The sequence below is a fragment of the Burkholderia sp. IT-111MI5 genome (genome assembly GCF_949752865.1).
GTDB classification, from domain to species: domain Bacteria; phylum Pseudomonadota; class Gammaproteobacteria; order Burkholderiales; family Burkholderiaceae; genus Burkholderia; species Burkholderia pyrrocinia_C.
Map to the genome: position 1 here is coordinate 895,341 of NZ_CATKIF010000011.1, position 18,200 is coordinate 913,540.

18 protein-coding genes are annotated in these 18,200 nt (G+C 66.4%); 5 read left to right on the top strand and 13 right to left on the bottom strand.

Annotation, left to right across the window (positions count from 1 at the left end; translation table 11 throughout):
- Window positions 1-6: 6 nt before the first annotated feature.
- The 6 genes from iaaH to ACM6JT_RS12290 form a co-directional block, all read right to left on the bottom strand.
- Window positions 7-1,428, bottom strand: a complete 1,422-nt coding sequence (iaaH, locus tag ACM6JT_RS12265; RefSeq protein WP_414856560.1) for an indoleacetamide hydrolase — start codon at window positions 1,426-1,428, stop codon at window positions 7-9.
- Between the two features lie 115 nt (window positions 1,429-1,543).
- Window positions 1,544-3,082, bottom strand: coding sequence for an amino acid permease (locus ACM6JT_RS12270; RefSeq protein WP_414856561.1), 1,539 nt, complete (start codon window positions 3,080-3,082; stop codon window positions 1,544-1,546).
- Between the two features lie 94 nt (window positions 3,083-3,176).
- Window positions 3,177-3,641 (bottom strand): Lrp/AsnC family transcriptional regulator, encoded by a 465-nt coding sequence (locus ACM6JT_RS12275; RefSeq protein ID WP_217589932.1) that lies wholly within the window; start codon window positions 3,639-3,641, stop codon window positions 3,177-3,179.
- 105 nt (window positions 3,642-3,746) lie between these two features.
- The gene (locus ACM6JT_RS12280; protein WP_034180128.1) at window positions 3,747-4,505 is read right to left on the bottom strand and encodes a dimethylarginine dimethylaminohydrolase family protein; all 759 of its coding nucleotides are present in this window, start codon (window positions 4,503-4,505) and stop codon (window positions 3,747-3,749) included.
- A 209-nt stretch (window positions 4,506-4,714) separates the two neighbouring features.
- Window positions 4,715-5,965, bottom strand: coding sequence for a DUF1479 domain-containing protein (locus tag ACM6JT_RS12285; protein WP_105393659.1), 1,251 nt, complete (start codon window positions 5,963-5,965; stop codon window positions 4,715-4,717).
- A 109-nt stretch (window positions 5,966-6,074) separates the two neighbouring features.
- Window positions 6,075-6,464, bottom strand: coding sequence for a VOC family protein (locus tag ACM6JT_RS12290; protein WP_414856562.1), 390 nt, complete (start codon window positions 6,462-6,464; stop codon window positions 6,075-6,077).
- A 71-nt stretch (window positions 6,465-6,535) separates the two neighbouring features.
- On the opposite strand from ACM6JT_RS12290, the gene ACM6JT_RS12295 reads away from it, so the two are divergent.
- Complete coding sequence (locus ACM6JT_RS12295) at window positions 6,536-7,501, top strand: helix-turn-helix domain-containing protein (protein WP_217589929.1); 966 nt, start codon at window positions 6,536-6,538, stop codon at window positions 7,499-7,501.
- An 89-nt stretch (window positions 7,502-7,590) separates the two neighbouring features.
- On the opposite strand, the gene gltA is transcribed toward ACM6JT_RS12295, so the two are convergent.
- From gltA to ACM6JT_RS12330, 7 genes are all read right to left on the bottom strand, one after another.
- Window positions 7,591-8,892, bottom strand: coding sequence for a citrate synthase (gene gltA, locus ACM6JT_RS12300; RefSeq protein ID WP_014899964.1), 1,302 nt, complete (start codon window positions 8,890-8,892; stop codon window positions 7,591-7,593).
- A 53-nt stretch (window positions 8,893-8,945) separates the two neighbouring features.
- On the bottom strand, window positions 8,946-9,218 hold the full coding sequence (locus ACM6JT_RS12305; RefSeq protein WP_031400668.1) for a succinate dehydrogenase assembly factor 2: 273 nt from the start codon (window positions 9,216-9,218) through the stop codon (window positions 8,946-8,948).
- Between the two features lie 10 nt (window positions 9,219-9,228).
- A complete protein-coding gene (locus ACM6JT_RS12310; protein WP_011658352.1) occupies window positions 9,229-9,930 on the bottom strand; it encodes a succinate dehydrogenase iron-sulfur subunit in 702 nt (233 codons plus the stop codon).
- A 21-nt stretch (window positions 9,931-9,951) separates the two neighbouring features.
- A complete protein-coding gene (gene sdhA, locus ACM6JT_RS12315; protein WP_034180014.1) occupies window positions 9,952-11,727 on the bottom strand; it encodes a succinate dehydrogenase flavoprotein subunit in 1,776 nt (591 codons plus the stop codon).
- 3 nt (window positions 11,728-11,730) lie between these two features.
- Window positions 11,731-12,099 (bottom strand): succinate dehydrogenase, hydrophobic membrane anchor protein, encoded by a 369-nt coding sequence (sdhD, locus tag ACM6JT_RS12320; RefSeq protein WP_034180015.1) that lies wholly within the window; start codon window positions 12,097-12,099, stop codon window positions 11,731-11,733.
- A 4-nt stretch (window positions 12,100-12,103) separates the two neighbouring features.
- Window positions 12,104-12,520, bottom strand: a complete 417-nt coding sequence (sdhC, locus tag ACM6JT_RS12325; protein WP_034180016.1) for a succinate dehydrogenase, cytochrome b556 subunit — start codon at window positions 12,518-12,520, stop codon at window positions 12,104-12,106.
- A 170-nt stretch (window positions 12,521-12,690) separates the two neighbouring features.
- The gene (locus tag ACM6JT_RS12330) at window positions 12,691-13,515 is read right to left on the bottom strand and encodes a GntR family transcriptional regulator (protein ID WP_081938389.1); all 825 of its coding nucleotides are present in this window, start codon (window positions 13,513-13,515) and stop codon (window positions 12,691-12,693) included.
- Window positions 13,516-13,803: 288 nt separating this feature from the next.
- Between ACM6JT_RS12330 and ACM6JT_RS12335 the strand changes: the two genes are divergently transcribed.
- From ACM6JT_RS12335 to ACM6JT_RS12350, 4 genes are all read left to right on the top strand, one after another.
- Entirely contained in the window at window positions 13,804-14,790 is a 987-nt protein-coding gene (locus ACM6JT_RS12335) for a malate dehydrogenase (RefSeq protein ID WP_034180017.1), read from the top strand.
- Window positions 14,791-14,970: 180 nt separating this feature from the next.
- Window positions 14,971-15,978, top strand: coding sequence for an HpcH/HpaI aldolase/citrate lyase family protein (locus ACM6JT_RS12340; RefSeq protein ID WP_407972621.1), 1,008 nt, complete (start codon window positions 14,971-14,973; stop codon window positions 15,976-15,978).
- 230 nt (window positions 15,979-16,208) lie between these two features.
- On the top strand, window positions 16,209-16,724 hold the full coding sequence (locus tag ACM6JT_RS12345) for a hypothetical protein (RefSeq protein WP_034180019.1): 516 nt from the start codon (window positions 16,209-16,211) through the stop codon (window positions 16,722-16,724).
- A gap of 23 nt (window positions 16,725-16,747) precedes the next feature.
- Window positions 16,748-18,199, top strand: coding sequence for a bifunctional 2-methylcitrate dehydratase/aconitate hydratase (locus tag ACM6JT_RS12350; RefSeq protein ID WP_175748680.1), 1,452 nt, complete (start codon window positions 16,748-16,750; stop codon window positions 18,197-18,199).
- The last annotated feature ends 1 nt before the right edge of the window (window position 18,200 follow it).

The following is an 18,200-nucleotide window of genomic DNA, read 5'->3' on the forward strand; positions in this document are numbered from 1 at the left end:
GGCGGCTCAGGCGGCCGTCGCGTGCTCCCGCAGCCGCGCGTCGATCCGGCGCGCGATCGCCAGCAGGCGGCGATCGCTGCCCCACGGCCCTTCCAGCATCAGTCCGACCGGCAGCCCCGTTTGCGCGGAACGCCCGGCCGGGATCGACACGGACGGCACGCCGGCGAGTGTCGCCGGCGACGTCTGGCGCGCGACGTGCTCGAACAGCGCCGCGCCCTGCCCGGCCGTCATCGCGGCCACGTCGTCGAGCGACGGCGGCTCGCCCGGCACCGTCGGCATCGCGATGCAGTCGACCGGCGTGCCGAATGCGTCGTCGTACCAGTGCACGAGATGCCGGCGGCACACGATCGCTTCCGCATAGGCGCCGGCATCGATCGGCGCGGACACGAACGACCGGAAGATGTCGCGCACGTCGTCGCTCGCGATCCGCTCGACGAACCTCTCGAACGGGATGCCGAGGCGTTCCGCCGCGAAACGGCGCCAGTACCGGTTCGCCTCGAACGCGGCGATCGGAAAGCCGCATGCGTCGCTCGCCTCGTGCAGCGGCATCGCCGGTAGCGGCACGAGTGTTGCACCGGCCGCCGCGAACGACGCGAGCGCATGCTCGATGCAGGCCGCGACGCCCGGGTCGAGCGCGTCGAAGTAAGGCGCGCCGGGCACGCCGATGCGCAGGCGGTGCCATTCGGGCGCGACGGCCGTGCTGTCGTCGCGCGTCAGCACGGCGTCGAGCAGCAGCAGGTCGTCGATGCCCTGGCCGATCGGTCCGACCGTATCGCGCGTGGGCGACAGCGACAGCACGCCGTGCGGCGAATAGCGCTGCGCCGACGGCCGCAGCCCGTACACGCCGCAGAATGCCGCCGGAATCCGCACCGAGCCGCCCGTGTCGGTGCCGAGACCGAACGGGATGCCGGCCGCGACGGCCGCCGCCGTGCCGCCGCTCGACCCGCCGGCGATGCGCCGCGGGTCATGCGGATTGCCGACCGCGCCGAAATGCCGGTTGCCGCTCGTGATGCCGAATGCGAGTTCGTGCATGTTCGCCTTGCCCAGCGGCACCGCGCCGGCGTCGAGCAGGCGCCGCACCGTGAGCGCGTCTTCCGCCGCACGATAGCCGCTCACCGCCGGGCTCGCGCCGAGCGTCGGCATCGCGACGGTATCGAGGTTGTCCTTGATCACGAACGGCACGCCGGCAAGCGACAGCGCGTCGCCTTGCGCAACGCGCGCATCGATACGCTCGGCCGTGCGGCGCGCGAGATCGGCATCGACGTGCACCATCGCATTGAGCGGCGCGATCGCCGCGAGACGCGCGAGCGCGTCGCCGGCGACATCGACGGCACGCCGTCCGGCCGTGCGCACCGCATCGGCTATCTCGCGCACGCTGGCGCCGGCGGCAAGTGACTGGGAAGAAACGCGGTTCGGCTGTGTTGTCATGTTGTGTGCTGGACGCGGAATCGATCGGGAAATACGCGGCGTGCCGCAGGCCCTGAGCGACACGCCGCGCGAACCGCGATGGTATCCCGGCGTGCGGCCGGCCGCACGCCGCGCACTACGCGCCGCGCGATCGCTCGCGCGGGTCCGCAGCCGCGTCGACGGCCTCGACCGAGCGCGTCAGCCACGGCCCGATGTCCATCTCCTCGTAGCGCACGAGCCGGCTCTTGCGTGCACGGCGATACGCGAACCAGATCGCGACGAACAGCGGAATCCACACATAGATCGACAGCACTTCCATCCAGTCGATGCGGGCCGCGAAGAACGCCTGGTAATCCTGCCCGAGCGAGATCACGATGCAGATCGCGATCGCGAACAGCGGCCCGAACGGAAACCACCTGGCGCGATACGGAAGTTGATCGAGCCGGTAGCCCTGCTTCAGGAAGCCCTTGCGGAACCGGTAATGGCAGACCGCGATGCCGAGCCACGCGATGAAACCCGTGATGCCCACCGTATTCAACAGCCACAGATAGATGCTCTGGTTGTTGGTCAGCGACGTGAGGAAACACAGCCCGCCGACGGCCATCGTCGCGTACAGCGCGTTGCGCGGCACGCCGCCCGGCGACAGCGTCGCGAACATCGCCGGCGCACGGCCTTCCGATGCGAGGTTGTACAGCATCCGCGTCGCCGCGTAGGTGCCGGAATTGCCGGCCGACAGCACGGCCGTCAGGATCACGAGATTCATCGCGCCGGCCGCGAGCGGAAAGCCCGCGTGGCTGAATACCAGCGTGAACGGGCTCACGCCGATGTCGGTCACGTCGCTCTTCAGCAGGTTCGGATCCGTGTACGGCACGAGCAGGCCGATCACGAAGATCGCGAGCACGTAGAACAGCATGATCCGCCAGAAGATCTGCTTCACCGCGCGCGGGATCGTCTTGCGCGGGTTCTCCGATTCGCCGGCCGTGATCCCGACCAGTTCCGTGCCGAGAAACGAGAAGCCCGCGATCAGCGCGACGCTCATCATCGCGTGCACGCCGCCGACGAACGGCGCATCGCCCGTCGTGAAGTTGCGCCAGCCGACCGCATGCCCGCTGCCTAGCACGCCCGCCGCGATCAGCAGCCCGGCCGCGATGAACGCGATCACGGTGACGACCTTGATCAGCGAGAACCAATATTCCGATTCGCCGAAGCCGCGCACCGACAGCGTATTCAGCAGGAAGATCAGCACGAGGAAGGCCGCGCCCCACCATACGCCCGGCACAGCCGGAAACCAGTAGCGCATCACGATCTGCGCGGCGACCAGCTCGATCGCGATCGTCACGGCCCAGCTATACCAGTAGGTCCAGCCGAGCGCGACGCCGAAGCCTTCGTCGACGTACTTTTCGCCGTAGATCGCGAACGAGCCCGACACTGGCATCAGCGCCGCCATCTCGCCGAGCCCCGTGACGACGAAGTAGACCATGATCCCGATCGCGAGATACGCGGCGATCGCCCCGCCCGGCCCCGCTTGCGCGACCGACGCGCCCGACGCGACGAACAGCCCCGTGCCGATCGAGCCGCCGATCGCGATCATCGCGATGTGGCGGCCCTGCAGACGGCGTTTCAGCGTCGTCCCGGACGGCGCGGCCGTCTGCGCTGCCGCTTGCAAAGCATCCATAGTGTTCATCCTGATTTTATTCGGAATGCAAAACGATTGAGCCAGTCATTCGCATTGAAGCCTGGCTTGCGTGGTCGGGCCTACCCGGGCCGCGTCAAACGACGCTGCGCTTGATCGCCTGCAGTTCGGCCGTCGTCACGATCTTCTCGATCCGGTACCGCGGGCTTTCCAGCCACGCGTTCGCGATCCGACGGTACTCGTCGAGATCCTCGCATGCGAGCCGCACGAGAAAATCGAACGTGCCGCTGACGAGCCAGCAATCGAGTACGGCCGGATTCGCCCGCATTTCATCCTCGAACGGCGCCTGCGAACGCCCGTGATCGGCCAGCACGATCTGCGCGATCACGACGATCGGCTTGGTCGCGCGCGGCGGGTTGATCACGGCGCGGTAGCCTTCGATCACGCCGAGCGCCTCGAGCCGCTCCACGCGCGCCTGGCAGGGCCGCGGCGTGAGGTTCACGAGCTCCGACAGCTTCCGGTAGGAAATCCGCCCGTCGGTGCGCAGGATATCGAGGATCCGGAGATCGATCTTGTCGAGCTGCATCTTCTTGTCGGTCATCCGCGTTCGCTCCGGTCGGGTCGTGGCTGATGCGCGGAACGTCTCCTTGTCCGCGCGGGGGCCACATTATCCGGCCGAAGCGGCTGCACACCAATCGCCAATCGGCTAGAACCGAAGCGACAGGCAGGTCAGGCCGCCGTCCATCTTGCGGAACTCGCTCGTGTCGATCACGTGCAGCGGCAGCCCGAGCGACGCGATCGCGTCGTGCACGCGCGGATAGCCGGCCGGTGTGATCAGCGTGCCGTTCACGCGCAGCGTGTTGCCCGCGTATTCGTCGGCGGCCGAGATCGCGATCCGGCGGTAGTCGGCAAATGCCGGATGCGCGGCCAGCGCTTCGGTCACGAGCAGCGTGTCGTCGCCGAGCGCGTTGACGACCGACTTCAGGTGCAGGCCGGCGCCGACCGGCACCGCGACGACCGAATAACCGTAGCGCGACACGAGCGATTCGAACGCGGCAATGCCTTCGGCGTCGGTGCGGCCGGTCAGGCCGATGTAGAAGCGCTTGCCGACCAGCATCACGTCGCCGCCGTCGAGACGGCCGTCCTGCATCGGCAGCAGGTCGCGATGCGCGGCGAGCGCCGCTTCGATGTGCGCCGTCTCGCCGCGCCGCGCGGGCGCGCCGGGACGCGTGATCACCGCGAATTCCGGCGTCACGACGGCCACGTCCTCGACGAAATGCGAATCGGGGAATGCGTCCAGCGGCGGCAGCTCGGTCAGCTCGACGCCAAGCGTGCGCAGCGCGTCGCAATACGCGTGGAACTGCGTGAGCGTCTTGTCGTAGTCGGGCGCGCCGAGTTCGGCGGTGGTCAGGCCCGCGCCACAGGACGGCGCGGGACGGCGAACGATCGCTTGCGTGAATTGCATCGACTCCTCCTTGGTCATCGCCACGCCCGTGCGGCGCACGGGGCAGCGGCGTTGTGTCCGGACCATTATCGGAAGCCAAATTGCGCAATTCGCGTCGATTTCGGCTGCGCCGACAGCCGATTGCGTCGAATTGCGCGCGGCACGCAGCGGATTCGGCAGACGGCCGTTCGCCGCATCGCGAACGACCGCTTTCGTATGCGGCGCGCCCGTTACGCGCCGGGCCCGAACCCCATCTGCGAGCGGCCGAGCGCCGTGAGATCGCCCTCCCCGCCGCGTCCGTCGAATTCGACCTCGAAATGATCGGCCGGGAAATCGGGCGGGCTCTCGCCGCGCACGAACGCGGGCAACTGGCGCCGCAGGTACGCGTCGTTCTTCGCGCAGCCTGGCGCGGCCGCGATGTACATCACGTTGCTGTCGCCGCTGCCGCGATGCGCATCCTCGACCGCATGCACGACGTCGCCATGCCAGAACACCGCATCGCCCGGCTCCATGTGCGGGATCGGCACCAGCCCGTCGAGCAGCAGCGCGTGCCATTCGGGCCGGATCGACAACGCGCGGCCGGGACGCGCGCCGCACAGGTCGTCGTCGGCGACGTCGTCCTGCAGCGCGCGCAGCACGACATAGGCCATCGCGTTCGCGACCGGGATCAGTTGCAGCGTGCCGTCGCCGGGCCCCTGCGGTGTCAGCGCGGTCCAGCCCTGGAAGGTGCGGAACATCGAACACACGGCCGGCGACGGAATCTCCTCGACGTCGGGACGGAATGCGGCATCGAACGGGTCGTAATCGCGCCAGCGGCCGGCCAGCACGTGGCGATAGACCTGGCGGAAGTTCGCGCCGAGCCAGCGTTCGACGGAGCCGCCGTCGACATGCGGCGACAGCCCGAGCGACGTCGATCCCGGCGGCCGGCGGCGAATTCGGTCCGCGTAGGCGGGCACCTGGTCGGGATCGAAATGCGTGCGCGCGCCGTCCGCATGCCGCCACAGGCGGTTCAGGAACACGCGCGCCTGCGTGAGCGCCGGCGACTGGCGCGCGGCCACCTGCGGCTTCGACCAGTAGACGCCGTAGATCTGCGGCTTGCCCGACGCGAGATTGCCGAAATAGCGATCCTCGGCGCGCGCATGCAGCCGGTCGGTGAAACGGTTCGAATCCAGATACGCGCCGATCTCGTCGTTCCAGTCGCGCGCCTGCCGCGCATCGAACACGCCGCGAATCACGACCGCGCCATGCGCGCGGATCGCAGCAATCGCGTGCGGATCGACGGCGCCGCCCGCAATATCCGCAAACGGCACGACCGGAATCACGTCGAGGCCATGCGCATGCGCGCGGCGGATCGCGTCGACCTGCCGCGCGATGTCGCCTTCCAGCTCGCGGAACGTGGCCGCATAACCGGGCAGGTCGGCGCGCAGCGCCTGTTTCGCCGCGCGGATCGCGGCGGGCAGATCGTCAATCGTCAGTTGCATCGTGTCTCCTCGCTGAAGCGTGTCGTGATGTGCTGCCAGCGTACGGCCGGCGCACGACCGCCATCACCGCCATCCGGTCAACTATCGATACAATCCTGACAACCGTGCGTTACTCGGGACGATGGCAGACCACGCAGAGCTTGTTGCCGTCCAGGTCGCGGAAATATGCGCCGTAGTAGTCGCGGTGGTAATGCGGCCGCAGGCCCGGCGGCCCTTCGCAGGTGCCGCCTTGTCGCAGTGCGAGCGCGTGGCAGCGATCGACGTGCGCACGCGTCGGCGCGTCGAACGCGATCGTGTGGCCATTGCCCGGCTCGGGTGCGCGGCCGTCGAGCGGATGGCCGAAGAAGAACAGCGGCCGATCGGCGTCGGCCGGCATCCAGCCCGACCAGCCGTCCGGCTCGCGGAACTTCAGGCGCAACCCGAGTTCCGCGAACAGCGGCGCATAGAAATCGTAGGCGCGCGTCGTATCGCCGACGCCCACGCAAACATGTGAAAACATGGCATCGCTCCGTGGTGACGATCGCTCACGATCATGCCACGGCGCGCAGCCCGCGCCACCCGGAGGCCGCGATGAAACCGCAGTACGAGCACGTGACGTTCGCTCCCGGTTGTTCGATCCGCGTGTACCACCGCCAGCTCGCGCGCATCCCGTTCGAATGGCACCGCCATCCCGAATACGAACTGACGCTGACGCTCAACAGCCGCGGCCAGCGCTTCATCGGCGATCACGTCGCGCGCTACGCGGACGACGATCTGGTGCTCGTGCCGCCCAACCTGCCGCACACCTGGTCGTCGAACGCGCGCATCGATCGCGATGCGCCCGAAGTCGCGCTCGTCGTCTGGTTCGACGGCGACTGGGTGCGGCGGCTTGCCGACTGCTGCCCCGAATACGCACCGCTGCGCTCGCTGCTGCGGCGCGCGGCGCCGGGCCTGTGCTTCGACGCGGACACGGCCCGCGCGATGCGCGCACGGCTACCGCAGTTGCTCGATCCTGCTCCGCGCGTGAGACTCGCGGCCGCGCTCGACACGCTCGCCGATCTCGCGGAAGCCGGCGGCGAGCCGCTCGCCACCGCGCATGCGTACCGCGGGCCCGACGGCACGACACCGCACGCCGACGCGGCCGCGCCCGAAGCCGAGCGCCTCGATCGCGTGCTCGACGCGATCGACCGGCACTTCCACGAACCGCTGCGTATCGACGCACTCGCCGCTGCCGCGCACATGTCCGAGCGCACGCTGCAGCGCCTGTTCGTCCGGCATCTCGGCGAAAGCGTCGGTCGCTACGTGCAGCGGCTGCGGCTCGCGCACGCATGCCGCCATCTCGTCGGCACCGACTGGCCGATCGCGACGGTCGCCGCGCGCTGCGGCATTCCGAATGCCGCGAACTTCAACCGCCAGTTCCTCGCCGCGCGCGGGATGACGCCGGGCGCGTACCGGCAGTTCTTCCTGCGGCACGGCCACGCGCCCGACGAAGACGCGCCGGCGCTCGATACGCGGCCGCCGTCGCTGGAGCGCCGCGCCGATCCGGCGCGCAAATGAAAACACCCCGACGGGCTGACCTGTCGGGGTGTCGTGGCGTTGCGATTGCCCGACGCGAGCGGCCTGCCGGCCGTCGCGCCGCACACGACTTAACGTGCGTTGATCGGCTTCGCTTCGCGCGGCGTATCGCCGATGAACAGCTGGCGCGGACGGCCGATCTTCTGCTCCGGATCCGCAATCATTTCGTTCCACTGCGCGATCCAGCCGACCGTACGTGCCATCGCGAAGATACACGTGAACATCGACGTCGGGATGCCCAGCGCGCGCTGGACGATGCCCGAGTAGAAGTCGACGTTCGGGTACAGCTTGCGCGACACGAAGTATTCGTCTTCCAGCGCGATCTTCTCGAGCTGCATCGCGAGCTTGAACAGCGGGTCGTCGTGCAGGCCCAGTTCGTTCAGCACTTCGTAGCACGTCTCGCGCATCAGCTTCGCACGCGGGTCGTAGTTCTTGTACACGCGGTGGCCGAAGCCCATCAGCTTCACGCCCGAATTCTTGTCCTTCACCTGCTTGATGAATTCGGGGATGTTGTCCGGCGAACCGATCTGCTCGAGCATGTTCAGCGCGGCTTCGTTCGCACCACCGTGCGCCGGGCCCCACAGACATGCGATACCGGCCGCGATACATGCGAACGGGTTCGCGCCCGACGAACCGGCCAGGCGGACCGTCGACGTCGATGCGTTCTGCTCGTGGTCGGCGTGCAGGATCAGGATGCGGTCGAGTGCGCGGACGAGCACGTCGTTGACCTTGTACTCTTCGCACGGGTTCGAGAACATCATGTGCATGAAGTTCGCGCTGTACGACAGCGAGTTCTTCGGATACACGAACGGCTGGCCGATGCTGTACTTGTACGCCATCGCGACGAGCGTCGGCAGCTTCGCGATCATGCGGATCGCCGACACTTCACGGTGACGCGGGTCGTTGATGTCGAGCGAGTCGTGGTAGAACGCGGACAGCGCGCCGACCGCGGCGACCAGGATCGCCATCGGGTGCGCGTCGCGGCGGAAGCCACGGAAGAAGAAGTGCATCTGCTCGTGCACCATCGTGTGCTTCGTGACGGTGTCGACGAATTCCTTCTTCTGCGCTGCGTTCGGCAGTTCGCCCTTCAGCAGCAGGTAGCAGCTTTCGAGGAAGTCCGCGTTTTGCGCGAGGTTGTCGATCGGGTAGCCGCGGTACAGCAGTTCGCCCTTGTCGCCGTCGATGTACGTGATCGCCGAATTACAAGCTGCCGTCGACATGAAGCCCGGGTCGTACGTGAACTTGCCGGTCTGGCCGTACAGCTTGCGGATGTCGATTACGTCCGGGCCCATCGTGCCCTTGTAGATCGGCAGTTCGACGCTCGGCGAGTTGTCGCTGAACGATAGCGTGGCTTTAACATCAGACGGAGTCATGGCACATCCTCAATCGAAATAAAGAAACGGGATTCGATAACGGGCGTAACGCGTTACACGTTGCGCAGCATCTCCAACAGCCGGTGGATATCCGGGCTGTCTAGGTCGCCCTCTGGTTCCTTGCGCGCGAGGAGCAAGTCCATCAGGTCGTTGTCGCTCAGATCGAGCAGGCGCGACAACGCGCCTACGTCTGCATCGGTGAGGTCATGCTCGTATCTGCCGAAGAAACGCTCGAAGATGATGTCGTTTTCCAGCAGACCCCGCCGCGCGCGCCAGCGAAGGCGCGCGCGACGGTGCGGGTCGGATTGATGCGAATCGTCGCTCATTGCTCCGGCCTTAAACCGCGCGGCGAACCATCAGTTCCTTGATCTTGCCGATCGCCTTCGTCGGGTTCAGGCCCTTCGGGCAAACGTCGACGCAGTTCATGATCGTGTGGCAACGGAACAGACGGTACGGGTCTTCCAGGTTGTCGAGACGCTCGCCGGTGGCCGTGTCGCGGCTGTCCGCGATGAAGCGGTAAGCCTGCAGCAGGCCGGCCGGGCCGACGAACTTGTCCGGGTTCCACCAGAAGCTCGGGCACGACGTCGAGCAGCTCGCGCACAGAATGCACTCGTACACGCCGTCGAGCTCGTCGCGCTCTTCCGGCGACTGGAGGCGTTCCTTCTCCGGCGGCGGCGCGTCGTTGATCAGGTACGGCTTGATCGAGTGATACTGGTTGAAGAAGTGCGTCATGTCGACGATCAGGTCGCGCACCACGGGCAGGCCCGGCAGCGGACGCAGCACGATCTTCTGCGGCAGGTCGTTCAGGTTCGTCAGACACGCGAGACCGTTCTTGCCGTTGATGTTCATCGCGTCCGAACCGCACACGCCTTCGCGGCACGAACGGCGGAACGACAGCGTCTCGTCCACTGCCTTCAGCTTGACCAGTGCGTCGAGCAGCATGCGCTCGTGCTGGATCTCGAGCTCGTACGTCTGCATGCGCGGCGCTGCGTCCTTGTCCGGATCGTAGCGGTAGACTTCAAAAATGCGTTTTGCCATTTCGGATTCCTTTGACTCGGCTTAGAACGTGCGCGGCTTCGGCGGCACGGATTCGACCGTCAGCGGCTTCATTTGGACCGGCTTGTAGTCGAGGCGATCGCCTTCGCTGTACCACAGCGTGTGGCGCAGCCAGTTCTCGTCGTCGCGGTGTTCGTAGTCGCTGTGTGCGTGCGCGCCGCGGCTTTCCTTGCGCGCTTCCGCCGACACCATCGTCGCGCGGGCGACTTCGATCAGGTTCTCCAGCTCGAGCGCTTCGACGCGCGCGGTGTTGAACACCTTCGACTTGTCCTTCAGGTGGATGCTTTCCACGCGCGCCGCCAGGCCGGCCATCTGGTCGACGCCTTCCTTCAGCAGCGCCGACGTGCGGAACACGCCTGCGTGCTTCTGCATCGTCGCGCGGATGTCGTTCGCGACGTCCTGCGTGTATTCGCCCGACGTCGACTTGTCGAGCTTGTTCAGGCGCGCCAGCGAGAATTCGCCTGCATCGGCCGGCAGCGGCTTGTGTTCCTTCTGGTTCTTCACGTGCTCGACGATGTGGTTGCCGGCCGCACGGCCGAACACCACGAGGTCCAGCAGCGAGTTCGTGCCGAGGCGGTTCGCGCCGTGCACGGACACGCACGAGCACTCGCCCACTGCGTAGAAGCCGTTGACCGGTTCCTTGTGATCGCGCGACGTGCCGACGACCTGACCGTGGATGTTGGTCGGGATGCCGCCCATCTGGTAGTGGATCGTCGGGACGACCGGGATCGGTTCCTTGATCGCATCGACGTTCGCGAACTTCAGCGCGATTTCGCGGATCGACGGCAGACGCTTCATGATCGTCTCGGCGCCGATGTGCGACAGGTCGAGCAGCACGTGATCCTTGTTCGGACCCACGCCGCGGCCTTCCTTGATTTCCTGGTCCATCGAGCGCGACACGAAGTCACGCGGCGCCAGATCCTTCAGCGTCGGTGCATAGCGCTCCATGAAGCGCTCGCCGTTCGCGTTGCGCAGGATGCCGCCTTCGCCGCGCACGCCTTCGGTGATCAGCACGCCCGCGCCGGCCACGCCGGTCGGGTGGAACTGCCAGAACTCCATGTCCTGCAGCGCGATGCCCGAACGCGCAGCCATGCCGAGGCCGTCGCCGGTGTTGATGAACGCGTTGGTCGATGCCGCGAAGATCCGGCCTGCGCCGCCCGTCGCGAACAGCGTCGTCTTGCCTTCCATGATGTAGACGTCGCCCGTCTCCATCTCGAGGGCCGTCACGCCGAGCACGTCGCCGTCCGCGTCGCGGATCAGGTCGAGCGCCATCCATTCGACGAAGAACTGCGTCTTTGCCTCGACGTTCTGCTGGTACAGCGTGTGCAGCAGCGCGTGACCGGTACGGTCGGCGGCCGCGCAAGCGCGCTGGACCGGCTTCTCGCCGTAGTTCGCGGTGTGGCCGCCGAACGGACGCTGGTAGATCGTGCCGTCCGCGTTGCGGTCGAACGGCATGCCGAAGTGCTCGAGTTCGTACACGACGTTCGGCGCTTCACGGCACATGAACTCGATCGCGTCCTGGTCGCCGAGCCAGTCGGAGCCCTTGATCGTGTCATAGAAGTGGAAGTGCCAGTTGTCTTCGCTCATGTTGCCGAGCGATGCGCCGATGCCGCCCTGCGCGGCCACCGTGTGCGAACGCGTCGGGAACACCTTCGACAGCACGCCGACCGACAGGCCCGCGCGCGACAGTTGCAGCGCCGCGCGCAAGCCGGAGCCGCCCGCGCCGACGATCACTACGTCGAACTTGCGACGCGGGAGGGAAGTTTTGATTGCAGCCATTCTTTACACTCTCCAGAGAATCTGCGCGGCGTAGCCCGCACATGCGAGCAGCCAGACGATGGTCAGCGATTGCAGCAGCAGGCGCACACCGACGGGCTTCACGTAATCCATCCAGATGTCGCGCACGCCGACCCATGCGTGGTAGAAGAGGGAAAGCAGCATCACGAAGGTCGCGAGCTTCATCCATTGCGCGGAGAAGATCGACGCCCAGCCTTCGTACGAGAAGTCGTGCGCGCCGAAGAACAGGACGAGCAGGATGACCGTGTAGACCGCCATGATCGTGGCGGTGATGCGCTGCGCAAGCCAGTCGCGCAGGCCGTAGTGTGCGCCGACGACGAGGCGCTTCGAGCCGATTCGGTTATTGGCTGCCATTTTCTTAGAATGCTCCGAACAGTTTGAGTGCCATGGCGATCGTCAGTGCGATCGAGACGACAAAGACGACGACTGCCGTCCGCTTGCCGCTTTCCTTCGTGACGGCGTCGTGGTTGACGTCCATCAGCAGGTGGCGAATGCCGGCGCAGAAATGGTGGAAGAAAGCCCAGGACAACGCGAGGACGATCAGCTTGACGACGATGTTGGAGAGGAAGGCCTTGAAGACTTCGAAGCTGAGCTCGGACGTCAGGCTCTGATCGAAGAGGAACAGCAGGAACGGCAGGAACAAGAACAGCAGCGCGCCGCTGACTCGATGGAGGATCGACAAAGTCGCTGCCAGCGGCATGCGATATTTCATCGTGATATCGCCGAATCCGATGTTCCGGTATTCCGGTCTCGGTTTTCTTACTGCGTCAGTCATGCTAGACCCCTACTATGTTGTCACACTAATCCGCGATTTTAGCGCCTTTTTATATCGCGCTGCAGCGAAAGTCTGCTCTGGATAGTTGCGCGAACGAGAACAAAGGCGGCCCGAAACGTGCTTCGCGAGCGTGGGAGACGCGAATGCACTCGGCTTGAGCCGAACCGTCGTCAGCTCAAGTCATTCTGATAGTAGTACCCGGTTGTGACATACCAGCCGCGCCGTACTTCCACCGGCCGATCCCCGTACGTATAGGACACGCGCTCGACCGACAGCAACGGAAAACCCGCGGGCACGTGCAGCAGGTCGGCCACCGCCGGATCCGCCGCGACCGCGCGAATCTTCTCCGTCGCGCGGATCATCCGCGTGCCGAACTCCGTCTCGAACATCGCATAGAGCGGCCCCTTGTACTCGCTCAGCCGCTCGAACGTGAGCCCGCGAAACATCGCGCCCGGCAGCCAGATCTCGTCGAGCACCGTCACCTCGCTGTCGAACTCCAGCAGGCGGCGCACCTGCACGACGGGATCGGCCGGCTTCAGGTCGAGCTGCCGCGCGATCTCGGCCGGCGCACGCAGGCGCCGGCATTCGAGCAGGCGGCTCACGTGCGGGTGCTCGGCACCGTCGTCGGCAAGCAGACGCAGGAAGCGGAATTGCGCGCGATCCTCGTTGTGCGTTGCAACAAAAGTACCCTTGCCCTGCCGCCGGACCACGAGGTTTTCGGCGGCCAGTTCGTCGATCGCCTTGCGAACGGTGCCCTGGCTGACCTTGTAACGGGCCGCGAGCTCCACTTCGCTCGGAATGATCTCGCCCGGCTTCCATTCGCCGGTTTCGAGACTTTGCGTGATCAATGACTTGATCTGCTGGTATAACGGGCTGAACGTCGGCGACGCAGATGCCGCGGGCGAAGGCGCGGAATCGCTCGCGCCCGGCTGCCCTGGGCCGCCTGCGCCGGTCTGATTCGCGGTATTCGCCTGGTTCGATGTCATGGCGCGCATTTCATCACAAACCGCACTTTTTCGTCCACTCAATTTCCGCAAAACATCTGTCTTATATAAGACATATGATACCGTTTGACTTTGCGCGTGACGGCTCCTACACTCCCGGTCGAGCAAGGGTTCGCGGGTGCAAAAGCGCGTCCCAGGCTACGTGCCACGGCCGTCTCCAGGTTCACCGCGTCTGCCATCGCGAGTCCTCCGCCCTGCTTCAATGCAACGTTACGCACAACGCGCATAGAATGGCGTTTTCGCTAGCGTCCAACGCTTCACCCGTCCTGGAGATTTTCAATGGCTAAGCCCGCAAAGCGCGTTGCCGTCACCGGCGCCGCAGGTCAAATCGCTTACTCCCTGCTGTTCCGCATCGCGAACGGCGACCTGCTCGGCAAGGACCAGCCGGTCATCCTGCAACTGCTCGACCTCCCGCAAGCCCAAGCCGCCGTCAAAGGCGTCGTGATGGAACTCGACGATTGCGCGTTCCCGCTGCTCGCGGGCGTCGTGATCACCGACGATCCGAAGGTTGCATTCAAGGATGCAGACGTCGCGCTGCTGGTCGGTGCACGTCCGCGCTCGAAGGGCATGGAGCGCAAGGACCTGCTGTCGGCGAACGCCGAGATCTTCACGGTTCAGGGCGCTGCGCTGAACGAAGTCGCGAGCCGCGACGTGAAGGTGCTGGTCGTCGGCAACCCGGCGAACACGAACGCGTACATCGCGATGAAGTCGGCACCGGACCTGCCGAAGAAGAACTTCACGGCCATGCTGCGCCTCGACCACAACCGCGCGCTGTCGCAGCTCGCCGCCAAGTCGGGCAAGCCGGTCGCGTCGATCGAGAAGCTCGCCGTGTGGGGCAACCACTCGCCGACGATGTACCCGGACTTCCGCTTCGCGACCGCCGAAGGCGAATCGATGCTGAAGCTGATCAACGACGACGTGTGGAACCGCGACACGTTCATCCCGACCGTCGGCAAGCGCGGTGCGGCGATCATCGAAGCGCGCGGCCTGTCGTCGGCAGCGTCGGCAGCCAACGCGGCGATCGACCACGTCCGTGACTGGGTGCTCGGCACGAACGGCAAGTGGGTCACGATGGGTATCCCGTCGGACGGCTCGTACGGCATCCCCGAAGACATCATCTACGGCGTGCCGGTCGTTTGCGAAAACGGCGAGTACAAGCGCGTCGAAGGCCTGGAAATCGACGCGTTCTCGCGCGAGAAGATGGACGGCACGCTGGCCGAGCTGCTCGAAGAGCGCGATGGCGTCGCCCACCTGCTGAAGAACTAAATTCGGCACCGCGACGGGCCGCCTCCGGGCAGCCCGTCATCGCAGGGCCGGCAAGCCGCCGGCCCTGCCGCCCGATCCGATCCGGGCACGTTTTGCCGCCTCGTGCGCCCCGCGCATCGGCCCAGAACGCGCCCGAATCCGATTTTCTCCACGTTGACCCGCTTCCCTGACGTAGAAGAGATGGCCGCGCTCACTCCTGCACAAGTGCTGTACGACGGGGCGTCCCCGCCCGCGATCCTGCCATGCTGCGATCACTACGCGGGCAGCGAGAAGCTGATGCGCAAGTCGCTCGCGCTGCAGGCCGAAACGGGCCCCGTATTCGACATCACGCTCGACTGCGAGGACGGCGCGGCCGTCGGCCAGGAAGCCGCGCACGCGGAACTCGTCGCCGAGCTGCTCGGCAGCGCCGAGAACCGCTTCGGGCGCGTCGGCGTACGGATCCACGACTTTTCCCACCCGCACTGGCGCGACGACGTCCGCATCGTACTGCGCGCCGCGCGCGCACCCGCCTACATCACGCTGCCGAAGATCGCGAGCGCCGCCGACGCGGCCGAAATGGCCGCGTTCATCGAAGGTACGCGCCGCGAGCTCGGCATCGCGCAGCCGATCCCGGTCGACGTGCTGGTCGAGACGCACGGCGCGCTCGCGCAGGCGGCCGCCCTCGCCGCGCTGCCGATGGTCGGCACGCTGAGCTTCGGGCTGATGGATTTCGTGTCCGCACACCACGGCGCGATTCCCGATGCCGCGATGCGCTCGCCCGGCCAGTTCGAACATCCGCTCGTGCGCCGCGCGAAGCTGGAAATCGCCGCGGCCTGCCACGCGCACGGCAAGACGCCGTCGCACAACGTGACGACCGAGGTGCGCGACATGAGCGTCGTCGCCGCCGATGCGCGCCGCGCGCGCGACGAATTCGCGTTCACGCGGATGTGGAGCATCCACCCCGCGCAGATCCGCCCGATCGTCGACGCATTCGCGCCGCGCACCGACGAGGTCGTGCTGGCCGCCGAGATCCTGCTCGCCGCGCAGGCCGCCGACTGGGGCCCGACGCGCCACGGTGATACGCTGCACGATCGCGCGAGTTATCGCTATTACTGGTCGGTGCTGCGCCGCGCGCGGGCCACCGGCCAGCCCGTACCGGCCGAGGCCGCGCCGCTGTTCGGCCCGGCCGCCGCGGGCGACGCGCAGTGAGCGCGCGCCGCCGGCCGATACACGAATTTCATGCATTCGCCGGGGCGCGAACCGGACAGAGGTTTGCGAAACGACAAAAAACGTAACGGAGCCCGAAAACCTGATGTATGCGCGGCCAAATAGGTGAAAATAGCGGCCGCTGCGCGCTTTCGGGGCGCGTGCAGTTTCAAACCGGCCGGCAGCTTCGATTGCCGGCCCTTGTCAACTGATTATCGAAAGGTTCTGACTCCATGAAGAAACTCCTGATCGCCACCGCCATCGGCGCCCTGTCCGCCACGATGCTGGTCTCGGCTCCGAGCGCGTTCGCCCAGGGTACGGCCACCACGACCGCGAAGAAGGCCGCGGCCAAGCGCCCGGCGCCGGCCAAGCGCATCATCCCGCGCAGCAAGAAGGCGCAGGCGCGCGCCGCTGCCAAGGTCGATCCGGTACCGGACGGCGCGGTCAAGTGGGCCTGTAAGGATGGCCTGTCGTTCGACCTCGCCGGCGACATGAAGCGCGACCAGGTCGTCACGGTTCACTGGGCGAAGAAGAACTACAAGCTGCCGCGTCAGGCCACGACGACGGGCGCCGACACGTTCTACGATCCGGCAGCAGGCTTCAAGCTGGTCGTGATCCCGTCCAAGGCGATGCTGTTCTCCGACGCGAACGGCGGCGAGCGCCTCGCGGACGAGTGCGTGACGCCGGAAATGGCGCAAGGCACGCCGGCACCGACGCAGTCGAACGAGCTGAAGCCGGCAACGAACTAAGCGCGTTCCTCCCCGGCCCCTCGATGTCCGCCCCGGTCTCCAACGTCCGCCCTGCTCCGGATACGGTACTCGTCGATATCGTCGACTACGTGCTGAACACCGGCATCGACAGCGCGCTCGCGCTGGAGACGGCGCGTCATTGCCTGATCGACACGCTCGGATGCGGACTCGAGGCGCTGTCCTACCCTGCCTGCACCAAGCTGCTCGGCCCCGTCGTGCCCGGCACGATCGTGCCGAACGGCGCGAAGGTGCCCGGCACGTCCTTCCAGCTCGATCCCGTCCAGGCCGCGTTCGACATCGGCGCGATGATCCGCTGGCTGGACTTCAACGACACCTGGCTCGCCGCCGAATGGGGCCATCCGTCCGACAATCTCGGCGGAATCCTGGCGACGGCCGACTGGCTCTCCCGCACGGCCGTCGCGGCCGGCCGGAAGCCGCTGCTCATGCGCGACGTACTGGTCGCGATGATCCAGGCCCACGAGATCCAGGGCTGCCTCGCACTCGAGAATTCATTCAATGCGGTCGGGCTCGACCACGTGCTGCTCGTGAAGGTCGCGTCGACGGCCGTCGTCGGCCGGCTGCTCGGACTCACGCGCGACGAGCTGATCAACGCGGTCTCCAACGCGTTCGTCGACGGCCACGCGCTGCGCACCTACCGCCACGCACCGAATACGGGCTCGCGCAAGTCGTGGGCGGCCGGCGATGCCACGTCCCGCGCGGTGCGCCTCGCGCTGATCGCGAAAACCGGCGAAATGGGCTACCCGTCGGTGCTCACCGCAAAAACCTGGGGCTTCTACGACGTGCTGTTCGACGGGCAGCCGTTCCGCTTCCAGCGCCCGTACGGCACGTACGTGATGGAAAACGTGCTGTTCAAGATCGCGTTCCCCGCCGAATTCCACGCGCAGACGGCCGCCGAGGCCGCGCTGCAGCTGCACGCGCAGCTCGCCGCGGCGGGGAAATCGACCGACGACATCAGCCGGATCACGATCCGCACGCATGCGGCCGCGATCCGCATCATCGACAAGCAGGGCCCGCTCGCCAATCCGGCCGACCGCGACCACTGCATCCAGTACATGGTCGCCGTGCCGCTGCTGTTCGGCCGGCTGACCGCGGCCGATTATGAAGATGCGGCCGCAGCGGACCCGCGCATCGACGCGCTGCGCGCGAAAACCGTGTGCGTCGAGGATCCGCAGTTCACGAAGGATTACCACGATCCGGACAAGCGATCGATCGCGAATGCACTGACGATCGAGTTCACGGACGGATCGAAACTTGCCGAAGTGGCGGTCGAATACCCGCTCGGCCACAAGCGACGCCGCGCGGACGGCATCCCGCTGCTGGTCGAGAAGTTCCGGACCAACCTCGCCCGCCGCTTCCCGGCAAAGCAGCAACAAGCGATTCTCGACGTGTCGCTGGACCAGGCAAAGCTCGAAGCGATGCCGGTCGATGAGTACGTCGACTTGTATGTGATATAGC

Coding starts and splice junctions, on each gene's coding strand:
- ACM6JT_RS12345 (WP_034180019.1), top strand. CDS start 16,209: ATGAAGAAACTCCTGATCGCCACCGCCATCGGCGCCCTGTCCGCCACG.
- sdhC (WP_034180016.1), bottom strand. CDS start 12,520: ATGACTGACGCAGTAAGAAAACCGAGACCGGAATACCGGAACATCGGA.
- ACM6JT_RS12295 (WP_217589929.1), top strand. CDS start 6,536: ATGAAACCGCAGTACGAGCACGTGACGTTCGCTCCCGGTTGTTCGATC.
- gltA (WP_014899964.1), bottom strand. CDS start 8,892: ATGACTCCGTCTGATGTTAAAGCCACGCTATCGTTCAGCGACAACTCG.
- sdhA (WP_034180014.1), bottom strand. CDS start 11,727: ATGGCTGCAATCAAAACTTCCCTCCCGCGTCGCAAGTTCGACGTAGTG.
- ACM6JT_RS12340 (WP_407972621.1), top strand. CDS start 14,971: ATGGCCGCGCTCACTCCTGCACAAGTGCTGTACGACGGGGCGTCCCCG.
- ACM6JT_RS12285 (WP_105393659.1), bottom strand. CDS start 5,965: ATGCAACTGACGATTGACGATCTGCCCGCCGCGATCCGCGCGGCGAAA.
- ACM6JT_RS12330 (WP_081938389.1), bottom strand. CDS start 13,515: ATGCGCGCCATGACATCGAACCAGGCGAATACCGCGAATCAGACCGGC.
- iaaH (WP_414856560.1), bottom strand. CDS start 1,428: ATGACAACACAGCCGAACCGCGTTTCTTCCCAGTCACTTGCCGCCGGC.
- ACM6JT_RS12270 (WP_414856561.1), bottom strand. CDS start 3,082: ATGGATGCTTTGCAAGCGGCAGCGCAGACGGCCGCGCCGTCCGGGACG.
- ACM6JT_RS12280 (WP_034180128.1), bottom strand. CDS start 4,505: ATGCAATTCACGCAAGCGATCGTTCGCCGTCCCGCGCCGTCCTGTGGC.
- ACM6JT_RS12350 (WP_175748680.1), top strand. CDS start 16,748: ATGTCCGCCCCGGTCTCCAACGTCCGCCCTGCTCCGGATACGGTACTC.
- ACM6JT_RS12275 (WP_217589932.1), bottom strand. CDS start 3,641: ATGACCGACAAGAAGATGCAGCTCGACAAGATCGATCTCCGGATCCTC.
- ACM6JT_RS12310 (WP_011658352.1), bottom strand. CDS start 9,930: ATGGCAAAACGCATTTTTGAAGTCTACCGCTACGATCCGGACAAGGAC.
- ACM6JT_RS12305 (WP_031400668.1), bottom strand. CDS start 9,218: ATGAGCGACGATTCGCATCAATCCGACCCGCACCGTCGCGCGCGCCTT.
- ACM6JT_RS12335 (WP_034180017.1), top strand. CDS start 13,804: ATGGCTAAGCCCGCAAAGCGCGTTGCCGTCACCGGCGCCGCAGGTCAA.
- ACM6JT_RS12290 (WP_414856562.1), bottom strand. CDS start 6,464: ATGTTTTCACATGTTTGCGTGGGCGTCGGCGATACGACGCGCGCCTAC.
- sdhD (WP_034180015.1), bottom strand. CDS start 12,099: ATGGCAGCCAATAACCGAATCGGCTCGAAGCGCCTCGTCGTCGGCGCA.